This window comes from Rhodococcus sp. NPDC055024, from assembly GCF_053608585.1.
Map to the genome: position 1 here is coordinate 208,352 of NZ_JBSGVT010000002.1, position 22,505 is coordinate 230,856.

Sequence of the window (22,505 nt, forward strand, 5' to 3'; positions counted from 1 at the left end):
GACATCGAATGTCGAAGAAACGACTCAGAACAATGACAAACAGACGGTCTGGATCCCTTCTCGCATACGCAGCAACGACGATGGTGGCGGCCTTCACTGCCGGGTGCAGCCAACTCGACCCCACCCCCGCCCCTCCCCCGACAGTAACGGCCCCACAACTGATTACTCCGCACCCGAAAATCACGCCGGTGCCGACGGATGCCCCCTCACCCAGTCCTGAAATACTCTCGGCAGTGCTCCAACCCGCACTCGGCAACCCCGACCTCGGAAGTTTGACAGGTCATGTCACAGACGCCCAGACCGGCGCAACACTGTGGCAACAACAGACCGACACCCCGCAAGTACCTGGTTCCATAGTCAAAGTTCTCACGACCGCCGCCGCATTACTCACACTGCCGGCCGATCACCGAACTACAACAACCGTCGTCCAAGGCGCCAACCCCGGCCAACTTGTGCTCGTCGGCGGCGGCGACCCGACACTGACCGCGAAACCTACCGGCACGCAAGGCTATTACACCGACGCCCCACATCTCGATGACCTGATCAACCAGATCCACCGTTCCGGTATACACGTCAGCAGCCTCATTGTGGACAACACAATATTTGCAGGCCCGGCAATTGCCCCCGGATGGGACACCGCCGACATCGCTGGCGGGAGTATCACCCCTATCGAATCGATCATGCTCGACGGCGGCCGCGCAGACCCCTTGGCTGACTACTCTCCGCGCACCCACACTCCCGCACTGGACACCGGCCGAGCCCTCGCTGAACAACTCGGACTGGACCCGGCATCTGTCACCGAAGGCACCACACCTTCTACGGCCACACCAGCGGCACCCGTGGTGGCCTCGGTTCAATCTGCTCCGTTGAGCACACGCTTACACGACCTGATGGTGCACTCCGACGACGTACTCGCCGAGACGGTGGGGTTCGAGATTGCACTCGCCCGTGGGTTACCCGCAACTTTCGACGGAGCGGTCGACGCCATCACTCACACACTGCAAGAGAGCGGATTCGACACCACCGGAACACAATTGCGAGACTCAAGCGGATTATCCACCGACGACCGCATCTCGGCACGCCTCATCGATCAGGTGCTCACCGCGGCAGCCGGGCCCGACACCCCGGAACTTCGCCCACTGCTCGACACACTCCCCGTCGCCGGAGCGACAGGCACCTTGGCGGATCGATTCAACCCGCCGTCCCCGGCAGCAGGGTGGGTGCGCGCGAAAACCGGCTCCCTCTCCGGTGTCAGTTCGCTGGCCGGTATCGTCGTCGACAACGACCAGCGCGTCCTGACATTCACGCTCATGTCCAACGGCACCGCACCCGAGGCAGCAAGACCCGCCCTCGACGCCGTAGCAACGGCGCTACGCGGTTGCGGGTGCCGATAAACCCCGAGACTTCGGGATCGGTTCTTCACCGACGTCAGGTGAGCGCTGAGACGACGAGACGTGTGGCGTCGGCGATGATCGCTTTGTCCGCGGTGTCGTCTCTATCCGACCGTGTCGTCAGGATAGAAATCGTCACCGCATCTGAAGTATCCGTCCACACGACACCGACGTCGTTACTGGTTCCGTAGTCGCCGCTGCCAGTCTTGTCGGCGACCGTCCACCCGTGGGGAACACCGGCCCGTATCTGCTCCGCACCAGTGGTATTGCCTCGAAGCCAACCCGCGAGCACCTCACGCTTGTCCGGCGTCAGTGCATCGCCGAGGACAAGACGCTCATAGTCCGTACCGATCGCCCGCGGGGACGTCGTGTCACGATCATCGCCTGGAATGGCGGTATTGAGCTCGGGTTCGATCCGATCCAGCCGAGTCACATCATCACCGATACCGCGTAGATACGCATTGACGGCGGAAGGTCCGCCAAGCATCTGCAGCAGGAGGTTGGCGGCGGTATTGTCACTGTATTGCACTGCTGCGGAGCATAATTCACCAACCGTCATCCCGGTATCGAGCTTTTGCTCCGCGATCGGGGCGTACGACTGCAGATCAGCGGCAGTGTAGTGGACTACTGTATCGAGATAACTCAATGGATACTTACCCAATACAGCTGCGACAGCGAGGGTTTTGAATGTGGAGCAGAACGCGAACCGCTCGTCGGCGCGATACTCCACCACCCTCCCGGTGTTCGAACGACTCGCATACACACCCAGCCTCGCATCGTATCGGCCTTCGAGTTCGACCAGAAGATCACTCGGATCTCCCCCGCCAACTTTCGACGGCCCGGCAACTGCAATCTGATTACTCTTCGCCGAACATCCCACGACCGGAATCAACACCGCCGCAACCAAAAACGCACGTCGCGTGACTGCCCCACCCTCAACCATCACTGCCGACAACCCTTCACAAACATACTGGTGGAAACCCGAAATCCATTCCACACAACAACATACGTGAGACGAAGAACGCTCGCCGACGCACATTCCCCATGTCTGAGCTCAGCACTACTTTCCTTTCGCAGCGGGTTCCACCTATTTTGATCCAGATAGGGCACAATGCCTGTAGTTCGCCGTGAACTGAACAGTCCTGGGTTCGTCTACGTGGACATTGACGGTGAGCCGAACATTCAACTCACCACGCTCACGCGGACGGGTGTTGACAATCTACCCGGTTGAGCCGCAATGACTTCAAGCCTTCACTCGCCGCCCAACGGAGCTTTACGCCAAGGCGCGAGTGCGGCGGTATTTACCATCGTCATAGTCCTCGATGGTTCACCGGCCAGAGCTCGGAGTCGAACGGTAGTGGGTTTCGCGAGGTGAAGCGTTGCCGAACGGTCAACGAGAAACCCGATCTCTTGTGCGACACCGATGGTCCAGTGATGGTTTGTCTGGATAGCCATCGGACGACATCGATCCCCTTGCGAATTCGGGTTGCACCCCTATGTGTCCGACGAGCCGTCTAGGATCCCGCTACGATGAGCGATAGATCGCAGCAGCGATCGCTCCGAGTTGCTTGTTGGCATCGAGGGCTAAGTCGATCGCATCTTCGACGGTTCCGCTAGGCACAGGGATGTTGTTGACGTATATCGCGAAGACGAGTCGCCGGCCACTTTGCGAGTTCATATATCCAGCCAGCGCTTTCGTGGTGAGTTGCATGTTCCCGTCGGGCGCGTCGACCAAGGTACCGGTTTTTGCGCGGATCTGTCCCGCCGCCGGATCGGTGCGATCGATGACGTCGGCGAGCGATCCATCGAGGCCCAGGCTGGGCATCGAATCGTAAAATACTTCGAAATCGTCGCGGCGGGCGAGGGCTCGAAGAAGTTCGGTCTGTGCCAGAGGCGTGGCTTTGTCCCCAGGTAGGCCTTGGGCGTCGACTAACGTAAACGACGCTGGGTCGACGCCACTTTTTGCGAGGAATTCTCGTTCGATCTGCATGCCCTCTTCGTAGGTCTGGAGACCTCGTTGCGCAGCCATCAGCGGCGGCAAGAGATTCGCCCCGAGGTTGTGGCTGACCTTGTTGATCAGCTTTGCGTATTCACTGAAGGGAGGTGAGGTGTAGGACGCCGAGACTGGCAGTGCCGCAACACGATCTTGTGACGGGAGGATGTCGCTGGGGTTCGTACCCAATGTCGGCGCGCTGGTTGTGACGCCGTGGCGGGCAAGTGCCTCGATCAGCAAGGTCCGCGCAAATGCCGGAGGGTCTGGTACTTGGTAGGTTGCGACGAATGGTGTTTTCGCGTCGGCGGGGACAGTTCCATGCACGATGATGTGCCCCGAGTCGGCGGCGTCGACAGTGACCGCAGGCTTGGTGCCGATCGGTGTTGTCATCACGTCCGACTCGACCGTGAAGGCTGCGGTTTTCGGTCGCCAGTCGACAGTGGCGGGTTGTCCTCGATCGAGCGGGCTGATGAGCAGATCTATGAGGTTGTCGTTGATCATCGTGGGCGTAATCGGTACACCGCCAACAGAAATCGGGTCCCAGAGGCGGTTGTCGACGACAACGTCGCCGTCGATCTTGCGAATTCCTTCGGCAGCGATCTGGCCGGCAAGTTCGTCGAGTCCGGCCAACGGGTCTTGAGGGGTGATGGTCGCCATGCCTGGAACGGCGTTGGCGTCGAAGTGATCGAAATCGGGAACCTCGAGGGTGTCGGGCGATGCCGAGCGACCGCCGAGCGCAAGATCTCCGCTGCCGACCATGATCAGATCGCCCGAGAGTCGACCGTCTGCCGTGACTTCTCCGGTATGGGCGATCGGAGTCTGGAATCGGTGGTCACTGCCGAGAATATCCAATGCCGCCCCGACTGCGAAGGTCTTCGCCGTGGACCCCGTGACGAACTGTGATTCCGGGTTCAGCGACTGCACGATCTCCCCCGTCGCTTCGTCCGCTACGAGAACACCCCACTGACCCGATTCCCACGGGGGTCCAGCCATGAGTTCGCGTACCTCGGGATTGACTTCGTTTGTGGGCATTGACGTCTCCGCATCGATACCCAATGCTCTGTCGTCGGGATTGGCGGAACATGCCGACAGCGCGACGGCTGCGATTATCGGTGTGGTGATGAGCGCCATCAGCCTTGGGCGTCGCGGCCTTCGATCGAAGTCGGCCACTTCCAGTCGTTCTGAATGATTTTCATTCTTGGACAAAGGATTTCCTGTCATTTGTTCGATTCTGGGATAGGGACGACAACGCTTCAGACGCACCTCGCATCTCGTCGAAGTTGCCGTCGGTCAGGCGCGAAGTTGCTGGGCGAGATTGGCCCGTGAAGTGGTGATCGTCGGCCAGATCAATGCTGCGCTGGTCATGATCAGCGTCATGACTGCCAGCGCAGTGAGCATCGGCCACGGCAGGCCGCCCAATACCGACGAGACTGACATTCGTGCGGCCAGTGCGACTGTCCAGCAAGATACCAGCAACGTCAGAACTCCGAAAAGGACTGCGGTAGTGGCGTATATCAAGCCTTCATACATTGTCGAACGGGCTATTACGGCTGGCGGGGCACCGGCGATACCGATCAGCGCCGCGTCGCGGCGTCGTTCACGACCGACTAACGCGATGACCGCAAGTCCTCCAACCCAGGAAACGACGAACACCCAACCGAGCACGACAAGGACGTCGCCGAGACCGGTGGAGTCGTCAGGCATCACATTGCCGATCACCATGAAGATGCTCACCATCGACAATGCCAGCGCGAATGGCAAAACAGTGGTGACACTCCGCGCAGCACGGGCGCGACACGACTGTATCGCCAGCCGCCAAGCGACGTCACCGACTGGAACCATCGCAGTCCACAGCTTCATCAAAGGCGCAATAGTCCACGGGCCCATCAGAAGCAGCAGACACACCAAGAAGAGATTGCCGGCGAAGGCAAAGGCAGTGCGCTGCTCGGGTCCGCTCAGTTCAGACCCAAGACCTGGAATCCACATTCCGAGCACACCAGCGAACAGGCACGCCGCGAGGACACTTCGGCCGATGCCTGGACGAGCCACTAACTCGGCAGTCTCACGAAAAGCGCGCATCTCCCCTGTCTTCGATGCACGCCGAGCAGCACCCCACCCTCCGAGCAGACACGGTGCAATCCCCGCTGCCAGCGCGACCCCGACGTACCACAGTTGAAAACCGACATGAGCACCGTGCAGATCGAGCCCGGTCTCCGTCCATTGCATCAGGGCCACGCGACCGACTACGAGCGCCAGTGGCAACGCGACCAAACCCGCCACCATTCCGAGAACCACCAATTCGATGATCAGCACGCGCCGTACATGGTGGCGCGGAATCCCGAGAATTATCCAGAGCGCGTGCTCGCGGCGCTGCGTTGTCAATGTCAGTCCCACCGTGGAGGCGACGACTGCGATTGCGGCAAGAACGGTGAAGAAGACGATGTTTCCGCCAAGCGCTATGGACGCCTGAGTCATGGCTGCATCACCGGCCACCCGCGTCGCACTCATGCCGGCCAACATCGCGATCACCACGCCAGCGGCGCAGGCTCCACCCACGGTGGCACACAAGACGGTCCACAGCCACATTGCGAATTGACGACGAATATCTGCGAGAACCAACCGAATCATGCAAGCACATCCCCAACAGCCGCCGATTGCGCGGCCATTATGGCCTCGCCCACCGCATGTCCGTCTCCACCGGGCATGACATTGTGCACACGCCCAGAACCCATGACGACCACATGATCAGCACGGGCAGCAGCATATGGGTCATGAGTGACCATCACCACGGAGGTGCCGTGTGCCGGTAGAGCTTGCAGCCAATCCAGTACTACTTGCCCTGACACGAGATCGAGTGCGCCTGTGGGCTCGTCGGCAAAGACGATGCGTGGCTGATTGGCAACGACGCGGGCGACCGCGACACGCTGCCGCTCGCCACCGGAGAGTTGGTCGGGTCGTCGGGCGGCGTGATTACCGATGCCGAGGCGGTCCATTGCCTCGCGAATTCGAGCTTTGGGCACTTTGTGACCCGCGAGGCGAGCGGGGAGGGCGATGTTCTCTTCGACGGTGAGCGAGCTGACCAGGTTGTACTCCTGAAATACGAAACCGATGTGTTTGCTCCGGAACGCTGCACGTTTGCGTGCGTTCAGGGAGTGGAGATCGGTGCCGAGCACTTCCACGGTGCCTCCGGTCGGCTCCTCGAGCCCTGCCGCGCAGAACAGCAGAGTCGATTTGCCAGAACCGGACGGTCCGACGACTGCGGTGAGGTGCCCCGCGGGTATGTCGAGATCGAGGTCGTGCAGTACCCGGTTGGTTTCGCCACTGCGGCCAAGAACGGGGAAATCCATCCGCAGTCCACGAAGTCGGACACAAGGAGTGGTACTGGTGATGGATTCGTTCGGCATGTAAGAATCTCAACATTCTCGATCCTGGAAAACACTGGTGCTGTCTCCCTCAAGGGGTAGAACCAGCACTACCTCTTCCTCCACCGTCGTCTGGGAGAGTGTGACGTCATGTCGATTTCCGTGCTGGCGCGACGAGTAGTGCTGGAGATCGTCGCCGCAGCCCTCCTTCCACTATTTCTCCTGTCCTTGGTACTGATACCGCTGCTGCCGATCACCGCGATCGTGGTAGCCGAACTTGATCGTGTGCGTGCCAGAGCCTGCGGCGCGCCGAGCGCACCTCTGCGGCCTGCGAACGAACCCTGGGTCAGTTGGATTCGACTACGGGTCCGCACATCCGCGCTCTGGCGAACAGACCTGCCGGTGATGCTGATTGCCGTGGTCTTGTCGTTGCCTTCTCTGCTTGTGGCGTTCTTCGGCTTCATCGGAGCCTTGGCGCTGGTTTTCTCACCCGTCTTCTGGTTCTTCGGTATCGCGGCGCAGGTGGGACCGTTCACGCCGACGTCCGCAGGCCAGTCGGTCGCGGCCGTTCCAACCGGGTTTGTTCTCGCAGCACTGACGGCAGCGCTGTTGTCCGGAATTTCCTGGCTTCGCGACCTGATATTGCTCGCGCTTTCGGACCGAAACGACTTCGATCTACAAAATCAACTTCTCGACCTTCGCACGAGCCGGGCCTCGTTGACCGAGGCCTTCGAACTGGAACGACAACGCATTGAGCGCGATCTGCACGATGGCGCGCAGCAGGATCTCGTTGCGGTGGTACTCAGCCTCGGACTACTTCAAGCCGCCGCCGATTCCGGCGCAGACAACGAACGCATCAGTGCACTGGCGTCACGCTCGCAAGCGCAAGCAGAACGCGCTTTGGAACGCTTACGCGAAACGGTGCGCGGCATCCACCCCCGCGATCTCAGTGACTTAGGGTTGATGGCGGCGGTTCGCGAACTGGTAGCCCGGTCATCCCTAACCGTCGAGCTCGATACCGAGGGTGACGACTCGAATCTGTCAGGACCCGTAGCCGGTGCCGTCTACTTCACTATTTCGGAAGCCCTCACCAATGTCGTAAAGCATGCCGGCGTCGACCACGTCCTGATCGAACTTCACTGTTCGCCTTACGGTGTGATGGCCAAAATTGTCGACCGCGGGGTCGGAGGCCTTGACCTTACCGATGGCCGGGGCACTGGTTTGGCGGGACTGCGGGAACGAATGCGAAGCGTCGGTGGCGAAATTCAGGTCGTCAGTCCTCCGGAGAAGGGAACTACTCTGACAGTGACGGCCCCTGCCGAACCACCATGGTGACAGTCCGACACCGAACAGACGAGGAACGAACACGCCATGAAGATCGTGCTGGCCGATGATGCCGCACTCATTCGCGCCGGCATCAAGGAAATCCTGACCGCGAGCGGCCACGAGGTCGTCCGCGAATGTGAAGACGCCCCCTCGCTGGTTACGACCGTCGACGACATGGCCAACTCAGGTGAATTGCCGGACCTGGTCGTCACAGACGTACGAATGCCGCCTGAACATACGGATGACGGATTGCGCGCCGCGATGGATCTGCGCGCCCGCCATCGCGATCTCCCGATCCTGGTGTTGTCTGCATACGTCACCGGTCCATATGTGAAGGAACTGCTCAGTGGCCCGGGCGCGGACGGTGTCGGCTACTTACTCAAGGAGAAAGTGGGACGGGTTGGAGACTTCCTTCGAGCAGTGGAAACGGTTGCCAGTGGAGGCGTAGTGGTCGATCCGGAGGTAGTGCGTTATGTCATCCGACAGGACGCCTCCCCCGGTCCGATCGGCAGGCTCACTGGACGCGAGAGCGAAGTTCTCGCGTTGATGGCGGAAGGTAAATCCAACGGCGAGATCGCCGACACTCTGTATCTGTCCAGGGCGGCAGTCAGCAAGCACGTTGCCAACGTCTTTCTCAAGTTGGGTTTGCCTCCCGGGGAAGATAATCGGCGCGTCAAAGCGATCCTTGCCTGGATTGAACGCCGCTGAGCAACTCAAGCGAAGTAAGTCAATCAAAGCCGGGCGCAGATCATTCTGCTGCGACAGTGGAGAAAGGGTCGACACCGGTGCGAACTTCCTCGGATCGGCACGTGATAGCTCGGCATATACGACGACTACAAGAATGAACGGTCGCGCCGCCTCCGAGCTGACCTCGTGACCACAGCACTAGCGGGTGGTGCATCCGCGGTGTCTGTCACCACAGTTGCATTCGTAGAATCCGCTAACCGGCCTTTCTGTCCCAGACGGTCGGCCTGCTCATCGATTCTTCGAGACGCCGCCGGCCAGCACCCGAAGGTGATCGTCCGAGGCACCCAAAGTGTGTTCGATGGCCACCAGTCGCGAGACGTAATGCCCGACCGGATACTCGGCTGTCATTCCGATACCGCCGTGCATCTGAATCGCTTCCTGTCCGATCTGATGCGCGGCGCGACCGACAGCCAGCTTCGCGCGCGACGCGATGGTCGGATCGATCACGCCGTCGGCGATGGACATAGTGGCGTACAGACTCATGCTGCTCGCCAGTTCGAGCGCCACGTACATGTCGGCGGCCCGATGCGCCAATGTTTGGAACTTCGCGAGCGGAACACCGAACTGCTTGCGCTGCTTCAGGTAATCCGTCGTCAGTCGCAGCGCTTCGGTCATGATCCCGATTGCCTCGGCGCACAGAGCTGCCTGCGCCCGAACCTCTGCTTCGACGATCGCCTCCGTGACATCGCCGCCCTCACCGAGTTGTTCGGCCGCGGCATCGGTGAACGTGAACTGCGCACCGCGCCGGCCGTCGTGAGTGGCGTACGTGCGCCGTACGACACCCGAACCGTCTGCATCTACCAGGAAGAGCCCAGTGCCGCCGCCTGGAAGTGCGGCGCTGACAATCACGACGTGCGCGCTGTCGCCCTGCAGGACCGGGTTCTTGACGCCGGTGATCGTCCACCCCGATCCCGACTGTGAAGCCGCGGCCGTGACGGTGGCAACCGGCCAGCGCGTGCCAGGTTCCGTATGCGCGAAGGCCGACAGAGTGGTCCCGTCGCTGAGCGACGGCAGGAGTCGCGCCCGCTGATCCGCCGAACCGAGCGCAGCGATCAAACCGCCGGGGATCAGAACACCACCCAAGTATGGCTCGGGTGCAAGCGCGCGGCCCAGTTCGGTCATCACGACCATGGTCTCGACCGGTCCAGCGCCCATTCCGCCGTCAGCCTCCGTGAACGGCAGGCCGAGCAGCCCCAGCTCCGCGAACTGCTTCCAGACCGCAGCATTCCATCCCTCGTCAGTGGCCGAGGTGGCGTTGCGCTTCTCCGCGTCGTAGCTGCGGCTGAGCAATTCGCGCGTCGTGTCGCGAAGCATCGTCTGCTCGTCGTCGAGTTCGAAATTCATGTCAGATGCTCACAATCCGAGAATCGAGGAGGCAATGATGGAGCGCTGCACCTCACTTGATCCGCTGTAGATGGAAACCTTCCGGTAGTTCAGGTAGCGCGGCGCCGCTTGCTGCGCCCACTCCGGCGAGTCGATCTCGGCCGTATTCACCGGCAACGAGTCCGGACCCGCAACATCCATCAGCAATTCCGTTGCTGCCTGCTGCAATTCGGAGCCGCGGAGCTTGAGCAGCGAGGACGCCGGATTCGGCTTGCCGTCTGCCGAACTCGCCACAACTCGCAGTTGAGTCAGATCCAGTGCAAGCAAATCGTTCTCCAGCTCAGCCAACCGAGCGGCGAACAACGGATCATCGAGGAGGGTGCCGGTTCCGACGCGAACCTCCCGTGCCTTCTCCTTTGCCGTGGCGACAAGGGTTTTGGAGAACCCGACCCGCGTGACTCCCGTGCGTTCGTTGCCGAGCAGGAATTTGGCGTAGTCCCAGCCTTTGTTCTCCTCGCCGACGAGATTCTCCGCAGGTACGCGGACGTTGTCGAAGAACACCTCGTTGACCTCGATGCTGCCGTCGATCAGTTTGATGGGGCGAACCGTGATGCCGGGAGTTGCCAGATCGATGAGCAAGAACGAAATTCCGGCCTGCCGCTTCTGGGCACTGGCATCTGTGCGAACCAGACAGAAGATCCACTCGGCGTGCTGCGCGAGAGTGGTCCATGTCTTCTGGCCGTTGACGATGTAGTCTGCGCCGTCACGAACAGCAGCAGTCTTGAGTGAAGCGAGATCCGAACCGGCTTCGGGTTCCGAAAAACCCTGGCACCACCAGATATCGGCGTTGGCAGTAGCGGGGAGAAACTTCTCCTTCTGCTCCTGCGAGCCGAAGGCTGCGATAACGGGTCCGACCATACTCACGTTGAACGGCAACGGGTTGGGTACCGACGCCAACTGCATTTCCTCGGAATAGATGTGCCGCTGAATCGGAGTCCAGTCCTTGCCGCCCCACTCGACCGGCCAGTGTGGAACTGCCAACCCGTGTGCGTTCAGAATCTGTTGGCCCGCAACGATGTCCTCACGCGTCAGCTTGCCGAATCCGGCTGCACGTGCTCGAAGTTCGGGTGAGAATTCGGTGGTGAAGAACTTTCGCATCTCCTCGCGGAACGCAACTTCCTCAGTGGTCAGTTCGAGATTCATGTGGAGTCTGCTTTCTTCTTGCAGGATTTCAGAACAAGATTCGCGCGACGGTCTGCGCAACAACGGCAGGTTTGTCCACGCCTTCGATCTCGACGGTGTTGGTGATCTGACTCTGTAGTGAACCGTTCGGCAGTTCTTCGATTGCGGAGAGCACTGCGGTATTTCGAACCTTGGCCCCGACGGGCACCGGACTCGGGAAGCGAACCTTGTCAGACCCGTAGTTGATGACCATTTTCGCGCCGTCGATGCGATACACGGACTTCGACAGAAGCGGCAGGAGTGAGAGCGTCAGATACCCGTGTGCAATCGGTCCACCGAAAGGTGATTCGCGCCTGGCTCTTTCGTCGTCGACGTGAATCCACTGATGGTCACCGGTCGCGTCGGCGAATTGATGGACCATCTCGCGGGTGACCTCGACCCACTCGCTCGAACCCAGCGTTTCACCGACTGCCCCCAGGAGATCGGACTTGTTCTCGAACACCCGTGTCATCTGATCCTCCACGTTCCCGAACACTGTTAGGTTAATTCGATAATAAACTCACGGTGTAAGGTTGTCCAGTACTTTCAGACGAAAGGGTTCTGTGCGATGGCGCGACCGCGGGTTCCACTACTGAGCAAGCCGATCATCAGGGACACCGCCCTGAAACTGGTGGACGAGCACGGTTTGACCGACTTCTCGATGCGCAAACTCGCCACCGTTCTCGGTGTACAGGCACCGTCGCTGTACAGCCATTACGCCAACAAGGACGAGTTACTCGACGACGTCGCGAACGTCATCATGGAGTCCGTCGACGTGAGCGGCTTCGACTCCGACGATTGGCGCGGCGCGCTGCGTACGTGGGCGCGGTCCTACCACGCTGCCCTGGGCAAGCATCCCAACATCGTTCCCTATCTGGCCTACGGTCCGAGCGTCAGGCCCATCGCCCTCGATCGCGCGAACGCCATCCACGGCGGCCTGGTGCGCGCCGGATGGCCTCAGCGCACGGCAACGCTGATCGGCGCTTCCGTCAAATACGTGGTCATGGGTGCTGCGACGGCAACGTTCTCCGGCGGATTCGTGGACGATCCCGCTATCTACGCCGAGCGTTACCCGCACCTCACGCGAGCACACCTGTTGCGTGAGCGTGCCGCCGAGATCGACGGCGCCAGCTTCGAACTCGCACTGGAATCCATACTGGACGGGCTGGAAGCCAAATACTCACTGCTGCAAAGAACTACAGAGCAATCTCCTCGACGCTGAGGATTGTTACCGCCGATCGAGCGCGCCGAGCATCGCGACGAAGGCCACCTGACGATCCCCGAGAGCGGCGAAGAATTCCCGGTCCGAAGATTCCACCGCGCGGTTCGCCTTGCCGGCCAAGGCCGCACCCACCGGCGTGACGGCAAGCGAGCGAGCCCGCGCATCTGTCGGATGTGGACGTCGTTCGACAAACCCCTTGGATTCGAGGGTCCGGATCACCTGTGACGTCATCATCGGGTCGGTGCGCGCGTACTCGGCAAGACCGCGTTGAGTTATCGGCGTCTCTGCATCCAGCCAGGTCAGTGCTGCGAGCAGAACGAACTGCACGTGGGTCAGGTCGAAAGGTCGCAGCGCCGCGCGAATCGAGGCTTGCCAAGCATTGGTGACACGCCACAACATCAGGCCGGGACTCTCGTCCGCGTCCTCGAAGTCGGTTTCCAGTTTCTTCGCCACAGCGCCAGTGTGTCAGCTCGTCGTCGAACGCAGAACGTCGACGTCGTTGTCATCCAACGGAATCAAGCCACGCCGGAGTTGATACCCCCAATTCGGTGCCGAGGTCAGCGCCAATCGACTCCGGACTGCGTCGAGAGGAACGGGGTTGAAGTGTTCGTACCGAACTCGCCGCCGAAACGGCTTGAAACACCCCTCGTCCGCCTGCCAGATCTCACCCTCTTCGATCACACCGAGAGCTGTAAACTCGCGCAACGGATCTCGGTCGCCGATGGACTCGACCGGCGAATAGTAGACCAGCACGTCACCTGCTTTCATCCGTGCCAATCCGGCTCTCTTTCCGTGCCCGATCTGTGCGATGCCGAGATCCACTGCGCGACGCACATGTTCGGCAGAGACAACCCCTAACCAGGCATTCATCGCCGGCCCCCTGGCGAACCGAAAGCACATTCATTCATGCATTTAGTATGCGCGCTTATTATCCTCCTCGCAACAGATTGGATCTTGAACGTGTTCAACTCCAGGGCGTACGCTGCACTTGAACATGTTCAAAGAAGGAGTGTCGATGAGTAGTCGCGGGATCGAGACCAGGGAAAAGCTGGTGGCAACAGCATTGCGGCTCTTCCGCAACGAAGGCTTCGCAGCGACGACCATGCGCAAGATCGCAAATGAAGCAGAGGTCTCGCTCGGGAATGCCTACTACTACTTCGCCAGTAAAGACGAACTGGTTCACGAGCTGTATCTCGTCATCCAACGCGATCACCGCGCGCTGGCGCTTCCACTCCTTCGCGAAGGTGGGTCACTGACAGAAAATCTCAGGATTGTTCTGCACACCGGGCTCGATGTCATGGGCCCCTATCACGGCTTCGGCAGCACGTTTCTGCACGTTGCCCTGCCCACCACATCACGGTCCAGCCCGTTCTCGGCCGAGTCGACCGATGCGAGATCGATGGCCGTCGAACTGATGCGCGAAGCACTGGCGGCGTCGAAGCAGAAGACGCCGGCGTCTTTGGAGACCCAGCTCCCCACGCTCTTGTGGCTCAGCTATCTGGGCGTGACGCTGCACTGGGTTACCGACTCGTCTCCGGGGCAAACGCGCACACGTTCGCTGGTCGACGGCCTGGTACCGATCATCGCGAAAGCGCTCACACTCGCCCGGCTGCCAGTGGCACGAGGTCTGGTCGGCGATGTCGCCGCCTTGATGACAAAAGTCGTTTCGGCAGAGGGGAACACAAAATCATGAAGACCGTTGTTGTCTGTGGTGCGTCGGGTTACGTAGGCCAACACCTTCTTCGAACGCTCGAATCCAACGGGGTCGACGTTCGGACGATCGGCCAGGGAGGAATGAGCGATGCCACGTGGTCCGACGAGCACGGCGTCGCCGATGTACTCAGCGGCACGGATCTGCTCGTCAACCTCGCCGGCCGCTCCGTGAGCTGCCGCTACAACAAGCGCAATGCCGACGACATCTTCTCCTCCCGAGTGGAAACGACTGCACTGTTGGGTCGTGCGCTGACCCGTACGCCGCAGCCACCCTCACTCTGGGCGAATGCCAGTACCGGCACGATCTACCGAGACGCGCGGGACCGACCGATGGACGAGAAGAACGGAGAACTGGGTAAGGGGTTCTCCGTCGCGGTCGCGCGAGCATGGGAACACGAATTGTTCTCAGCACCAACACCTGTTCGCAAAGTGGCACTTCGGATGTCGATCGTCCTCGGCGCGGGCGGCGGGGCGATCAACCCATTCGTCAACCTCGCCCGAATGGGCTTCGGCGGCAGGATGGGCGACGGACGACAAATGTTCAGCTGGATTCACATTGCCGATGTCGTTCGCTCGATCATCCACATCTACGAGCATCCGGAGATCTCAGGCCCGGTCAACATCGCATCCCCGTACCCAGTCACCAATGACGAGATGATGCGACAGGTGCGCGCATCGTTGGGTCGACGGTACGGTTTGCCCACACCCGGCTGGATGCTGGAGTTCGGGGCTCGGGTCATCCGCACCGAGGCCGAGTTGGTGCTCAAGAGTCGCTGGGTAGCACCAGGGGTGCTCGCTGACAACAACTTCCGATATCAATTCCCGACGTTGGAGTCGGCGCTGGACCAGATCGCTCAGGAGACCCCGCGAGGGCTGCTTCCGGTGACACTCGGCTGAAGTTCGGCTGCGATCGCCACCGCTCGCGCGATATCCTGCTCGAGCAGATAGTGATTCAGTGCAATCGCAGCCTTTGATCCAGCAGCGGCGGCGGTGATCAACTGCGCCGGCGAGTCCGACACATTCCCCGCGGCCCAGGCTCCAGGCACGCTTGTGCTGCCCGCAGGATCAGTTACCACCCAACCGTTTTCGTCGGCTTCACACCCCAGGTCAGTCAACAGATGACCTCGCGGAACAAACCGTGGGCCGACAAACACCACGCTTCGCGGAATTACCTGACCGGAGGCCAGCTCGATGCCGTCCAATCGACCATCGCCAACCGACACCCCGGCCACGTCGCCTTCGACAATGCGAATCCCCCTGGCAGTCAGCCGCTCCCGTTCGGCTCCGGTCAGCTCGATGCGATTCGGAAAGAAGACGACATCCTCCGACCATTGGCGCACCAACGACGCCTGATGAATGGTGAACGGCCTGTTGTCACCACCGAGCACACCGATCGGGGAATCACGAACTTCGTATCCGTGACAGTAGGGACAATGCAGAACATCGACTCCCCACCGATCGTGCAGCCCAGCGATGTTCGGCAGCTCGTCACGTAACCCAGTGGCCACCAGAACAGTCCGCGCCTCAAGCGGCGCGGTCGCATCGGTTTGCACAAGAAATCCACCGTCATCCGTGCGCTCGATTCGGATTGCGGTGCCTGTCGTCATTTCGCCGCCGTACTTGAGAACCTCCTTGCGGCCGGCCGCAAGTAATTGCGTAGGGCTCTCCCCATCCCGCGTCAGGTACCCGTGCAGGTGCTCGGAGACACTATTGCGCGGGTTACCTGCATCGACGATCGTCACTCGCCGCCGAGCCCGAGCCAGAACAAGCGCGGCACTCAACCCCGCCGCACCGCCACCGACAATCACCACGTCGAACCTCATGTGCTCCCCCAGTCCGCAGTTCGTCCCACCCGAGACGGTGGGCTATTCTGGCAATCTAGCAAATTTGTTTACCGGTTAACAAAGTTGAGGAATCGTGAACGAACCAACACTCCGCTCCCGTACCTGCAACCTCTGGGCCGAAAACAATCCCGACCTCGACACCTCGCCCATGGAAGTAGTCGCGCAACTCAAACGGATTACGGCGCTTCTCGAACTAGCAGTCGAACCGGTATACCAAACCGCGGATCTCACCGTGTCGGAAGTGGAACTGCTTGTGCCACTGAGGTACGCAGACGAACCTGTCACCGCTATTCGTCTCGCCGAACGCCTCGGTATGTCTCGGGCCGGGGTCAGCAAGGCACTCGCACGACTGGAGAGGCGAGGCCTTGTCTCCCGCGCGAGCAATCCCGAAGATCGGCGGTCTGCACTGATCACGATGACCGCCCAGGGAAAGAAAGTTGTCGACGACGTCTTCCCACTCGAACTCGCCGCTCACGGTGAATTGTTCACCCAACTCGGGCGAGACCGAGGGAAGGTCCTTGCCGCGCTCGAGCGACTGGCAGTATCCATGGAAAGTGGGCTCGATCGAATGCAGGACAAGTAACCGGCGCTACTCCTGCTCCCCGGTTCGCCCACCGTACGTTGCAATCTTGTACTCCGTCGCGGCCAGAGACAGCGTGAGTTCCTTGATCTGCCGCCGAACGGTGTCCCGGTGCTCGAGCAGCATGTCGAGCCTCTCCGGAACTGTCCCTTCACCGGCGTCGACCAGTTCGACGTAGTGCTGCAGGTCGCGAATCGCCATACCCGAGATGCGCATGCGGGTCAGAAACACCAGCCTGCGAACAGATTCCGGACCGTACACACGATATCCGCTCGAGTCACGATCGACCTCGACCAGACCGATCTTCTCGTAGTAGCGCAGCGTATGTGCCGAGACATCCAGCAGGTCCGAGACTTCGGCGATCGACATCGGCTCCTGAACGTCCCCTGCATCGACGAGTCGGTGAATCACCTCGATCGACATTGGCCCGTCCACTTCCCCAAGTGCCTCGAGCGCCTTACGCATCAAGTCTTCGGTAGCCATGACTCTCAGCCTAGAACGGGCGGACAGGTCCGGCAGCATCCGCGAAATCGGCGCTGCGAGCCAGGTCGGCCCAGACGGATACCTCGGCGAGATTCTTCCGATACGACGCGGACACCCGCTCCACGGCTTCCTTTCCGAGTGGCAGACGAAGTGGCATATTCTCGCTGTGCACAAGCGAGATGATGATCTCTGCTGCCTTCTCCGGATCACCCTCCTGAACACCGTCTGCCGCCGCCATGTCCCGCAGAACGGGATCGAGCAAATCACTGTATTCCGAAGATGATTCGGCGAAGCTCAGAACGCCAGGTGTGTTGAATGCCGTACGGAATCGACTGGGCTCGACGATCATCACCCGAACGCCGAACTGCGCGACCTCACCGGCAAGAGCCTCCGACCAACCCTCGAGAGCGAACTTCGACGCCGAATATGCCCCGACACCGGGAAACGACATCCGGCCGCCTTGACTGCTCATCTGCACGATCGTCCCGCTGCCCTGCGCCCGCATCGACGGGAGGACGGCGCGCACCAACGCGGCGGGTCCGATCAGGTGCAGTTCCATGAGATCCCGCAAGGTCGAATCGTCCACCATCTCCGCCGCGCCGACCATCCCACGACCGGCATTGTTGACCAGCACGTCGACGCGACCGAAACGCCCGAGCGCATGTTCGACGACGCCCGGAGCTGCTGCGGTATCTCTGACGTCGAACGTCACCGCCGAGAACCGATCCGGATTCGCCGACGCAATATCTGCAACGGACTCGGGACGACGAACTGCAGCGACTACCGCGTCCCCCGATCGAAGTGCGGACAGTGCGAGTTCACGTCCGAAACCCTGAGAAACTCCAGTGATGATCTAGGTCTTTGTTGTCATGTTCGGCAACGCTAGGGGTTAGAGCGCGCTCCAACGCAAGCCTTTAGTTCTACCGCCGAACTACACGCCGGCCCAGACCGGTCGCTCGCCGCGAAGGAAACCGTCGACGCCGGCTTTGAAGTCGTCACTGCTGTAGATCATGCTCATCAGATCATCGTTGTCGGTGATCGATCGGGTCCTGATGCGTCGCAGGGACTCTCGGATCGTCCACACGGTCATCGGAGCAGCGGCCAGCAGTTCCCGCGAGACCTGGGCAGTCAGGCCCGCGAACTCGGTCTCCGCTGCGCAGTCACTGAGGAAGCCGTTCCGTAGTGCCTCGTCGCTCGACATGACCCCCGCCCGAGCGACCAACGACATCAGACGCGAACTGCCGATCCTGTCCGCCAGCAACGCCACGGAATGGATCGACAACGAGTTTCCGAGTGTGCGCGCGATCGGAAGACAGAAGCGGGACCCGTGCGTCGCGATCCGCACATCGCACGCTGCCGACAGCAACAGCCCTGCGCCCGCGCACACTCCGTCGATGACCGCCAGTGTGGGGACCCGCACTTTCTCGAGTTCGGTCAGCACGCAGACGAACCGACTTTCGTAGTCGAGACCGTCGTGAAAGCTCGAGAAAGTCTGAAAGTGGCGTATGTCGGAGCCCGCCGAGAATGCCTCTCCCCCAGCTCCGCGGAGGGTAAGCAACCGGATCTCGCGGTCGGAATCGGCGCGTCGGCAAGCTCCGGCAATGGCGTCGTACATCTGCGGGGTCAATGCGTTGCGCTTTTCCGGCCGGTTGAACACGACGTCAAGCGTATGGCCACGACGGATGATCGAGATGTCTGCGTGCGTTTCAGTCATGACACTCACACTATTTCGACCTCGAATAGACGAAACACATTGCACTTGAATATCTTTGCGAATCCTCGCTGCAAAGTTGCAGATAGTGCGAACCTCACCCAGCCTGCGCCTACTCGATAACCAGAAGCAGATCACTGCCCTCAACTTGTTGGACTTCGGCGATCGCAAGTCGGGCGACAGTACCGGCGCGGGGCGCGGTGATCGCAGCCTCCATTTTCATCGCTTCGATCGTCGCGACAGTATCACCGGCCTCGACGCTCTGCCCCTGTGCCACAGTGAGTGTGACCACACCGGCGAACGGTGCCGGTACCTGCCCAGGAACGCTTCGGTCAGCCTTCTCAGCCACCGGAACGGTATCCGCGATGCTTCTGTCTCGCACCGACACCGGCCGCAATTGACCGTTGAGGATGCACATCACGGTTCGGAATCCGCGCTCGTCCGGTTCCGAGATCGCTTCGAGTCCGATGATCAGTTCGACGCCCTGCTCGAGCTGAACTCGGTGCTCGTCACCACGACGCAGACCGTAGAAGAATTGATTCGCCGACAATCGCGACGTGTCTCCGTACAGTTCCTGGTGATCGAGGAACTCCTTGCTCGGACCAGGAAACAGCAAGCGGTTTAGCGTGGAGCGCACCTGTGCGGGGTCGGCGCTCAACGCTTTGCTCTCATCCTCCGAAAGCGACACTTCAGGTTTCGCCGCGCCCCGCCCCTCCAACGCCTTCGTGCGGAACGGCTCCGGCCATCCGGCCGGCGGTGTACCCAGATCCCCGCGCAAGAAGCCGATCACCGATTCCGGTAGATCGAACTTGGCTGGATCCGAGGCGAACTCGTCCGAACTGACACCTGCACCCACAAGATGGAGCGCAAGATCACCGACTACCTTGGACGACGGCGTCACCTTCACCAGCCGTCCGAGCATCCGATCCGCAGCAGCGTAATTCGCTTCCACGTCTTCGAATTGGTCACCGAGACCCAAGGCGGTCGCCTGGGTGCGGAGGTTCGAGAGCTGGCCACCCGGGATCTCATGGGTGTAGACGCGACCCGTCGGTGCGGGCACGCCGGACTCGAACGGTGCGTAGACCCTTCGCAGCGCTTCCCAGTACGGTTCGAGATCGCACACCGATCCAAGTTCCAGACCGGTATCGAACTCCGTATGTGCAGCCGCCGCAACGATCGCCGAGAGTGCAGGCTGACTGGTTGTCCCCGCCATCGGGGCAGACGCCCCGTCCACTGCGTCGGCCCCGGCCTGCCATGCTGCCAGGTACGTAGCCAACTGACCACCCGGAGTGTCATGAGTATGCACGTGAACCGGGAGGTCGAAGTTGCTGCGCAGTGCAGATACAAGTGTCGCGGCTGCAGGTGCACGAAGCAGTCCTGCCATGTCCTTGATCGCCAGAACGTGTGCCCCGGCATCGACTATCTGCTCCGCCAACCGCAGGTAGTAGTCGAGTGTGTACAGCGTCTCCGCCGGATCAGACAGATCGCCGGTGTAACTCAGTGCCACCTCCGCCACACTCGTACCGGTTTCACGTACTGCGTCGATCGCCGGCCGCATCTGATCGACGTTGTTGAGAGCGTCGAAGATTCGGAAGATGTCGATCCCAGTTCTCGCTGCTTCGGCTACGAATGCCGTGGTCACTTTCTCCGGATAGGGCGTGTACCCCACGGTATTGCGTCCGCGCAGAAGCATCTGCAGGCAGATGTTAGGCACGGCCTCACGCAGTGCGGCGAGCCTCTCCCACGGGTCTTCCTTCAAGAAACGCAGAGCGACGTCGTAAGTAGCTCCGCCCCACGCCTCGAGCGACAACAGTTCCGGAGTCATTCGGGAGACGTGACCGGCCACCGCCAGCAGACCGCTTGTACGAACCCGGGTCGCAAGCAACGACTGATGCGCATCGCGGAAGGTAGTATCGGTGACCGCCACCGCTTTCTGTTCACGCAAGGCCGCAGCAAATCCGGTCGGCCCCAGATTCATCAGCCGCTGCTTGGAACCGTCCTTCGGCGGAGCAGTCAGATCGATCTTCGGCAGCTTGTCGTGCGGGTAGACGGTCGACTTCCGCTCCCCGTGCGGCCGGTTCACCGTCACGTCGGCAAGATACGTGAGGATTTTGGTGCCACGATCCGCGGAGACCCGCGACGTAAGTAGTCCCGGACGTTCCTCGATGAACGACGTCGTCACCTCCCCTGCCCGGAAATCTGCGTCGTCGAGCACTGCCTGTAGGAAGGGAATGTTGGTAGAAACCCCTCGGATTCGGAATTCGGTGACCGCGCGCCTTGCCCGCGAAATCGCAGTGGGTAGGTCGCGCCCGCGGCAGGTCAGCTTCACCAGCATGGAGTCGAAATGGGCACCGACCTCTGCCCCGAGGGTAGCCCCGCCGTCCAGGCGAACGCCGGCACCACCCGGGGTTCGGTAGGCCGTGATGCGCCCGGTATCCGGTCGGAATCCGTTGGAGGGATCCTCGGTGGTGATGCGCAGTTGCAGTGCAGCGCCGCGCAGAACAATCGACTCCTGGCGAAGACCCAAGTCGGACAACGATTCACCAGAAGCAATTCGCAGCTGAGCCTGAACCAGGTCGACGTCGGTCACCTCCTCGGTGACGGTGTGCTCCACCTGGATTCGCGGGTTCATCTCGATGAACACGTGATTGCCACGGGTATCGACCAGAAACTCGACAGTGCCTGCACACGAGTAGTTGATAGCTTTCGCAAACGCCACAGCATCGGCACAGATCTTCCCCCGAAGTCCGGCTGGAAGGTTCGGAGCGGGCGCAAGTTCGATTACCTTCTGATGGCGCCGTTGCACACTGCAGTCTCGTTCGAAGAGGTGAATGACGTTTCCTTCACCGTCTGCGAGGATCTGCACTTCGATGTGCCGCGGGTCGACCACCGCCTGTTCGAGGAATACCGTCGCATCACCGAACGCTGATTCAGCTTCGCGCGCAGCAGCTTCGATCGATTCTCTCAGCTGGCCCCGCTCCGCGACACGCCGCATCCCTCGTCCGCCGCCTCCGGCAACTGCCTTGACAAAGAGCGGAAACTCCATGAGCTCCGACGCGCTCATCAGGGCTTCGATGTCGGTGGACGGTTCGGACGACTCGAGGACGGGAAGCCCTGCCGCCCGCGCAGCCGCGACAGCACGGGCCTTGTTTCCCGTCAACTCCAGTACCTCGGCCGACGGGCCGACGAAGGTGATATCGGCGTCCGCACATGCGGCAGCCAGTTCAGGGTTCTCCGAAAGGAATCCGTAGCCGGGGTAGATCGCGTCGGCGCCAGCCTTCTGGGCAGCGGCGATGATCTCGGGCACCGAAAGATACGCCCGAACCGGGTGACCTACCTCCCCGATCTGGTAACTCTCGTCGGCCTTGGTGCGGTGGATCGAGTTTCGATCCTCGTACGGAAACACGGCCACGGTTCCGGCACCTAGTTCGTAGGCGGCGCGGAACGCACGAATGGCGATTTCGCCTCGGTTGGCGACAAGCACTTTGGAGAACATGGAAAACCTTCGCTGTCGAGAGTGTCAGTACGCGAAATGAACATGGCCCGCACGGGAAAGTGCGGGCCATGCGTGGAGAAGCGTCGACGAGGC

General features: G+C 60.9%; 21 protein-coding genes. 7 read left to right on the forward strand and 14 right to left on the reverse strand.

Annotation, left to right across the window (positions count from 1 at the left end; all coding sequences use genetic code 11):
• Window positions 1-8: 8 nt before the first annotated feature.
• Window positions 9-1,394: a D-alanyl-D-alanine carboxypeptidase/D-alanyl-D-alanine endopeptidase gene (gene dacB / locus ACWF6P_RS07445; protein ID WP_452620571.1), complete on the forward strand. Its 1,386-nt coding sequence runs from the start codon at window positions 9-11 to the stop codon at window positions 1,392-1,394.
• Window positions 1,395-1,428: 34 nt separating this feature from the next.
• Here the strand turns inward: dacB (ACWF6P_RS07445) and bla are convergent, their stop codons facing one another.
• From bla to ACWF6P_RS07465, 4 genes are all read right to left on the reverse strand, one after another.
• A complete protein-coding gene (gene bla, locus ACWF6P_RS07450; protein WP_452620572.1) occupies window positions 1,429-2,334 on the reverse strand; it encodes a class A beta-lactamase in 906 nt (301 codons plus the stop codon).
• A 582-nt stretch (window positions 2,335-2,916) separates the two neighbouring features.
• Window positions 2,917-4,416, reverse strand: a complete 1,500-nt coding sequence (dacB, locus tag ACWF6P_RS07455; protein WP_452620573.1) for a D-alanyl-D-alanine carboxypeptidase/D-alanyl-D-alanine endopeptidase — start codon at window positions 4,414-4,416, stop codon at window positions 2,917-2,919.
• Window positions 4,417-4,674: 258 nt separating this feature from the next.
• On the reverse strand, window positions 4,675-6,012 hold the full coding sequence (locus tag ACWF6P_RS07460; protein ID WP_452620574.1) for an FtsX-like permease family protein: 1,338 nt from the start codon (window positions 6,010-6,012) through the stop codon (window positions 4,675-4,677).
• Entirely contained in the window at window positions 6,009-6,731 is a 723-nt protein-coding gene (locus ACWF6P_RS07465) for an ABC transporter ATP-binding protein (protein WP_452620575.1), read from the reverse strand. Before ACWF6P_RS07465 ends, ACWF6P_RS07460 begins: the two co-directional genes overlap by 4 nt.
• A gap of 165 nt (window positions 6,732-6,896) precedes the next feature.
• On the opposite strand from ACWF6P_RS07465, the gene ACWF6P_RS07470 reads away from it, so the two are divergent.
• Together ACWF6P_RS07470 and ACWF6P_RS07475 are read left to right on the forward strand one after the other, a co-directional pair.
• Window positions 6,897-8,081 carry a histidine kinase gene (locus tag ACWF6P_RS07470; protein ID WP_452620576.1) on the forward strand — a complete coding sequence of 395 codons (1,185 nt, stop codon included), beginning with the start codon at window positions 6,897-6,899 and terminating at the stop codon, window positions 8,079-8,081.
• 36 nt (window positions 8,082-8,117) lie between these two features.
• A complete protein-coding gene (locus ACWF6P_RS07475) occupies window positions 8,118-8,780 on the forward strand; it encodes a response regulator transcription factor (RefSeq protein WP_452620577.1) in 663 nt (220 codons plus the stop codon).
• Between the two features lie 267 nt (window positions 8,781-9,047).
• Here the strand turns inward: ACWF6P_RS07475 and ACWF6P_RS07480 are convergent, their stop codons facing one another.
• From ACWF6P_RS07480 to ACWF6P_RS07490, 3 genes are read right to left on the reverse strand one after another with little or no spacing between them, the layout of a single operon-like run.
• Entirely contained in the window at window positions 9,048-10,163 is a 1,116-nt protein-coding gene (locus tag ACWF6P_RS07480) for an acyl-CoA dehydrogenase family protein (protein WP_452620578.1), read from the reverse strand.
• Between the two features lie 9 nt (window positions 10,164-10,172).
• Complete coding sequence (locus ACWF6P_RS07485; protein ID WP_452620579.1) at window positions 10,173-11,345, reverse strand: acyl-CoA dehydrogenase family protein; 1,173 nt, start codon at window positions 11,343-11,345, stop codon at window positions 10,173-10,175.
• Window positions 11,346-11,373: 28 nt separating this feature from the next.
• On the reverse strand, window positions 11,374-11,835 hold the full coding sequence (locus tag ACWF6P_RS07490; protein WP_054781524.1) for a MaoC family dehydratase: 462 nt from the start codon (window positions 11,833-11,835) through the stop codon (window positions 11,374-11,376).
• A gap of 96 nt (window positions 11,836-11,931) precedes the next feature.
• On the opposite strand from ACWF6P_RS07490, the gene ACWF6P_RS07495 reads away from it, so the two are divergent.
• Entirely contained in the window at window positions 11,932-12,585 is a 654-nt protein-coding gene (locus ACWF6P_RS07495) for a TetR/AcrR family transcriptional regulator (protein ID WP_452620580.1), read from the forward strand.
• Between the two features lie 6 nt (window positions 12,586-12,591).
• On the opposite strand, the gene ACWF6P_RS07500 is transcribed toward ACWF6P_RS07495, so the two are convergent.
• Window positions 12,592-13,038, reverse strand: coding sequence for a MarR family winged helix-turn-helix transcriptional regulator (locus ACWF6P_RS07500; RefSeq protein ID WP_452620581.1), 447 nt, complete (start codon window positions 13,036-13,038; stop codon window positions 12,592-12,594).
• Between the two features lie 12 nt (window positions 13,039-13,050).
• On the reverse strand, window positions 13,051-13,455 hold the full coding sequence (locus tag ACWF6P_RS07505; RefSeq protein WP_452620582.1) for an EVE domain-containing protein: 405 nt from the start codon (window positions 13,453-13,455) through the stop codon (window positions 13,051-13,053).
• A gap of 145 nt (window positions 13,456-13,600) precedes the next feature.
• On the opposite strand from ACWF6P_RS07505, the gene ACWF6P_RS07510 reads away from it, so the two are divergent.
• Both ACWF6P_RS07510 and ACWF6P_RS07515 read left to right on the forward strand, forming a co-directional pair.
• Complete coding sequence (locus tag ACWF6P_RS07510; RefSeq protein WP_452620583.1) at window positions 13,601-14,278, forward strand: TetR family transcriptional regulator; 678 nt, start codon at window positions 13,601-13,603, stop codon at window positions 14,276-14,278.
• Complete coding sequence (locus ACWF6P_RS07515) at window positions 14,275-15,195, forward strand: TIGR01777 family oxidoreductase (protein WP_452620584.1); 921 nt, start codon at window positions 14,275-14,277, stop codon at window positions 15,193-15,195. Before ACWF6P_RS07510 ends, ACWF6P_RS07515 begins: the two co-directional genes overlap by 4 nt.
• Here ACWF6P_RS07515 and ACWF6P_RS07520 read toward each other — a convergent pair.
• Entirely contained in the window at window positions 15,153-16,121 is a 969-nt protein-coding gene (locus ACWF6P_RS07520) for an NAD(P)/FAD-dependent oxidoreductase (protein WP_452620585.1), read from the reverse strand. The two genes, ACWF6P_RS07515 and ACWF6P_RS07520, sit on opposite strands and share 43 nt — an antisense overlap.
• A gap of 94 nt (window positions 16,122-16,215) precedes the next feature.
• On the opposite strand from ACWF6P_RS07520, the gene ACWF6P_RS07525 reads away from it, so the two are divergent.
• Window positions 16,216-16,725, forward strand: coding sequence for a MarR family winged helix-turn-helix transcriptional regulator (locus ACWF6P_RS07525; RefSeq protein ID WP_452620586.1), 510 nt, complete (start codon window positions 16,216-16,218; stop codon window positions 16,723-16,725).
• A 6-nt stretch (window positions 16,726-16,731) separates the two neighbouring features.
• On the opposite strand, the gene ACWF6P_RS07530 is transcribed toward ACWF6P_RS07525, so the two are convergent.
• The 4 genes from ACWF6P_RS07530 to ACWF6P_RS07545 all read right to left on the reverse strand — a co-directional run bounded on the left by ACWF6P_RS07530 (window position 16,732) and on the right by ACWF6P_RS07545 (window position 22,412).
• Entirely contained in the window at window positions 16,732-17,205 is a 474-nt protein-coding gene (locus ACWF6P_RS07530) for a MerR family transcriptional regulator (RefSeq protein ID WP_452620587.1), read from the reverse strand.
• A 10-nt stretch (window positions 17,206-17,215) separates the two neighbouring features.
• Window positions 17,216-18,058 (reverse strand): SDR family NAD(P)-dependent oxidoreductase, encoded by an 843-nt coding sequence (locus ACWF6P_RS07535; RefSeq protein WP_452620779.1) that lies wholly within the window; start codon window positions 18,056-18,058, stop codon window positions 17,216-17,218.
• 78 nt (window positions 18,059-18,136) lie between these two features.
• Window positions 18,137-18,919 (reverse strand): enoyl-CoA hydratase, encoded by a 783-nt coding sequence (locus ACWF6P_RS07540; protein ID WP_452620588.1) that lies wholly within the window; start codon window positions 18,917-18,919, stop codon window positions 18,137-18,139.
• A gap of 109 nt (window positions 18,920-19,028) precedes the next feature.
• Window positions 19,029-22,412, reverse strand: a complete 3,384-nt coding sequence (locus tag ACWF6P_RS07545; protein WP_452620589.1) for a pyruvate carboxylase — start codon at window positions 22,410-22,412, stop codon at window positions 19,029-19,031.
• Window positions 22,413-22,505 lie beyond the last annotated feature (93 nt).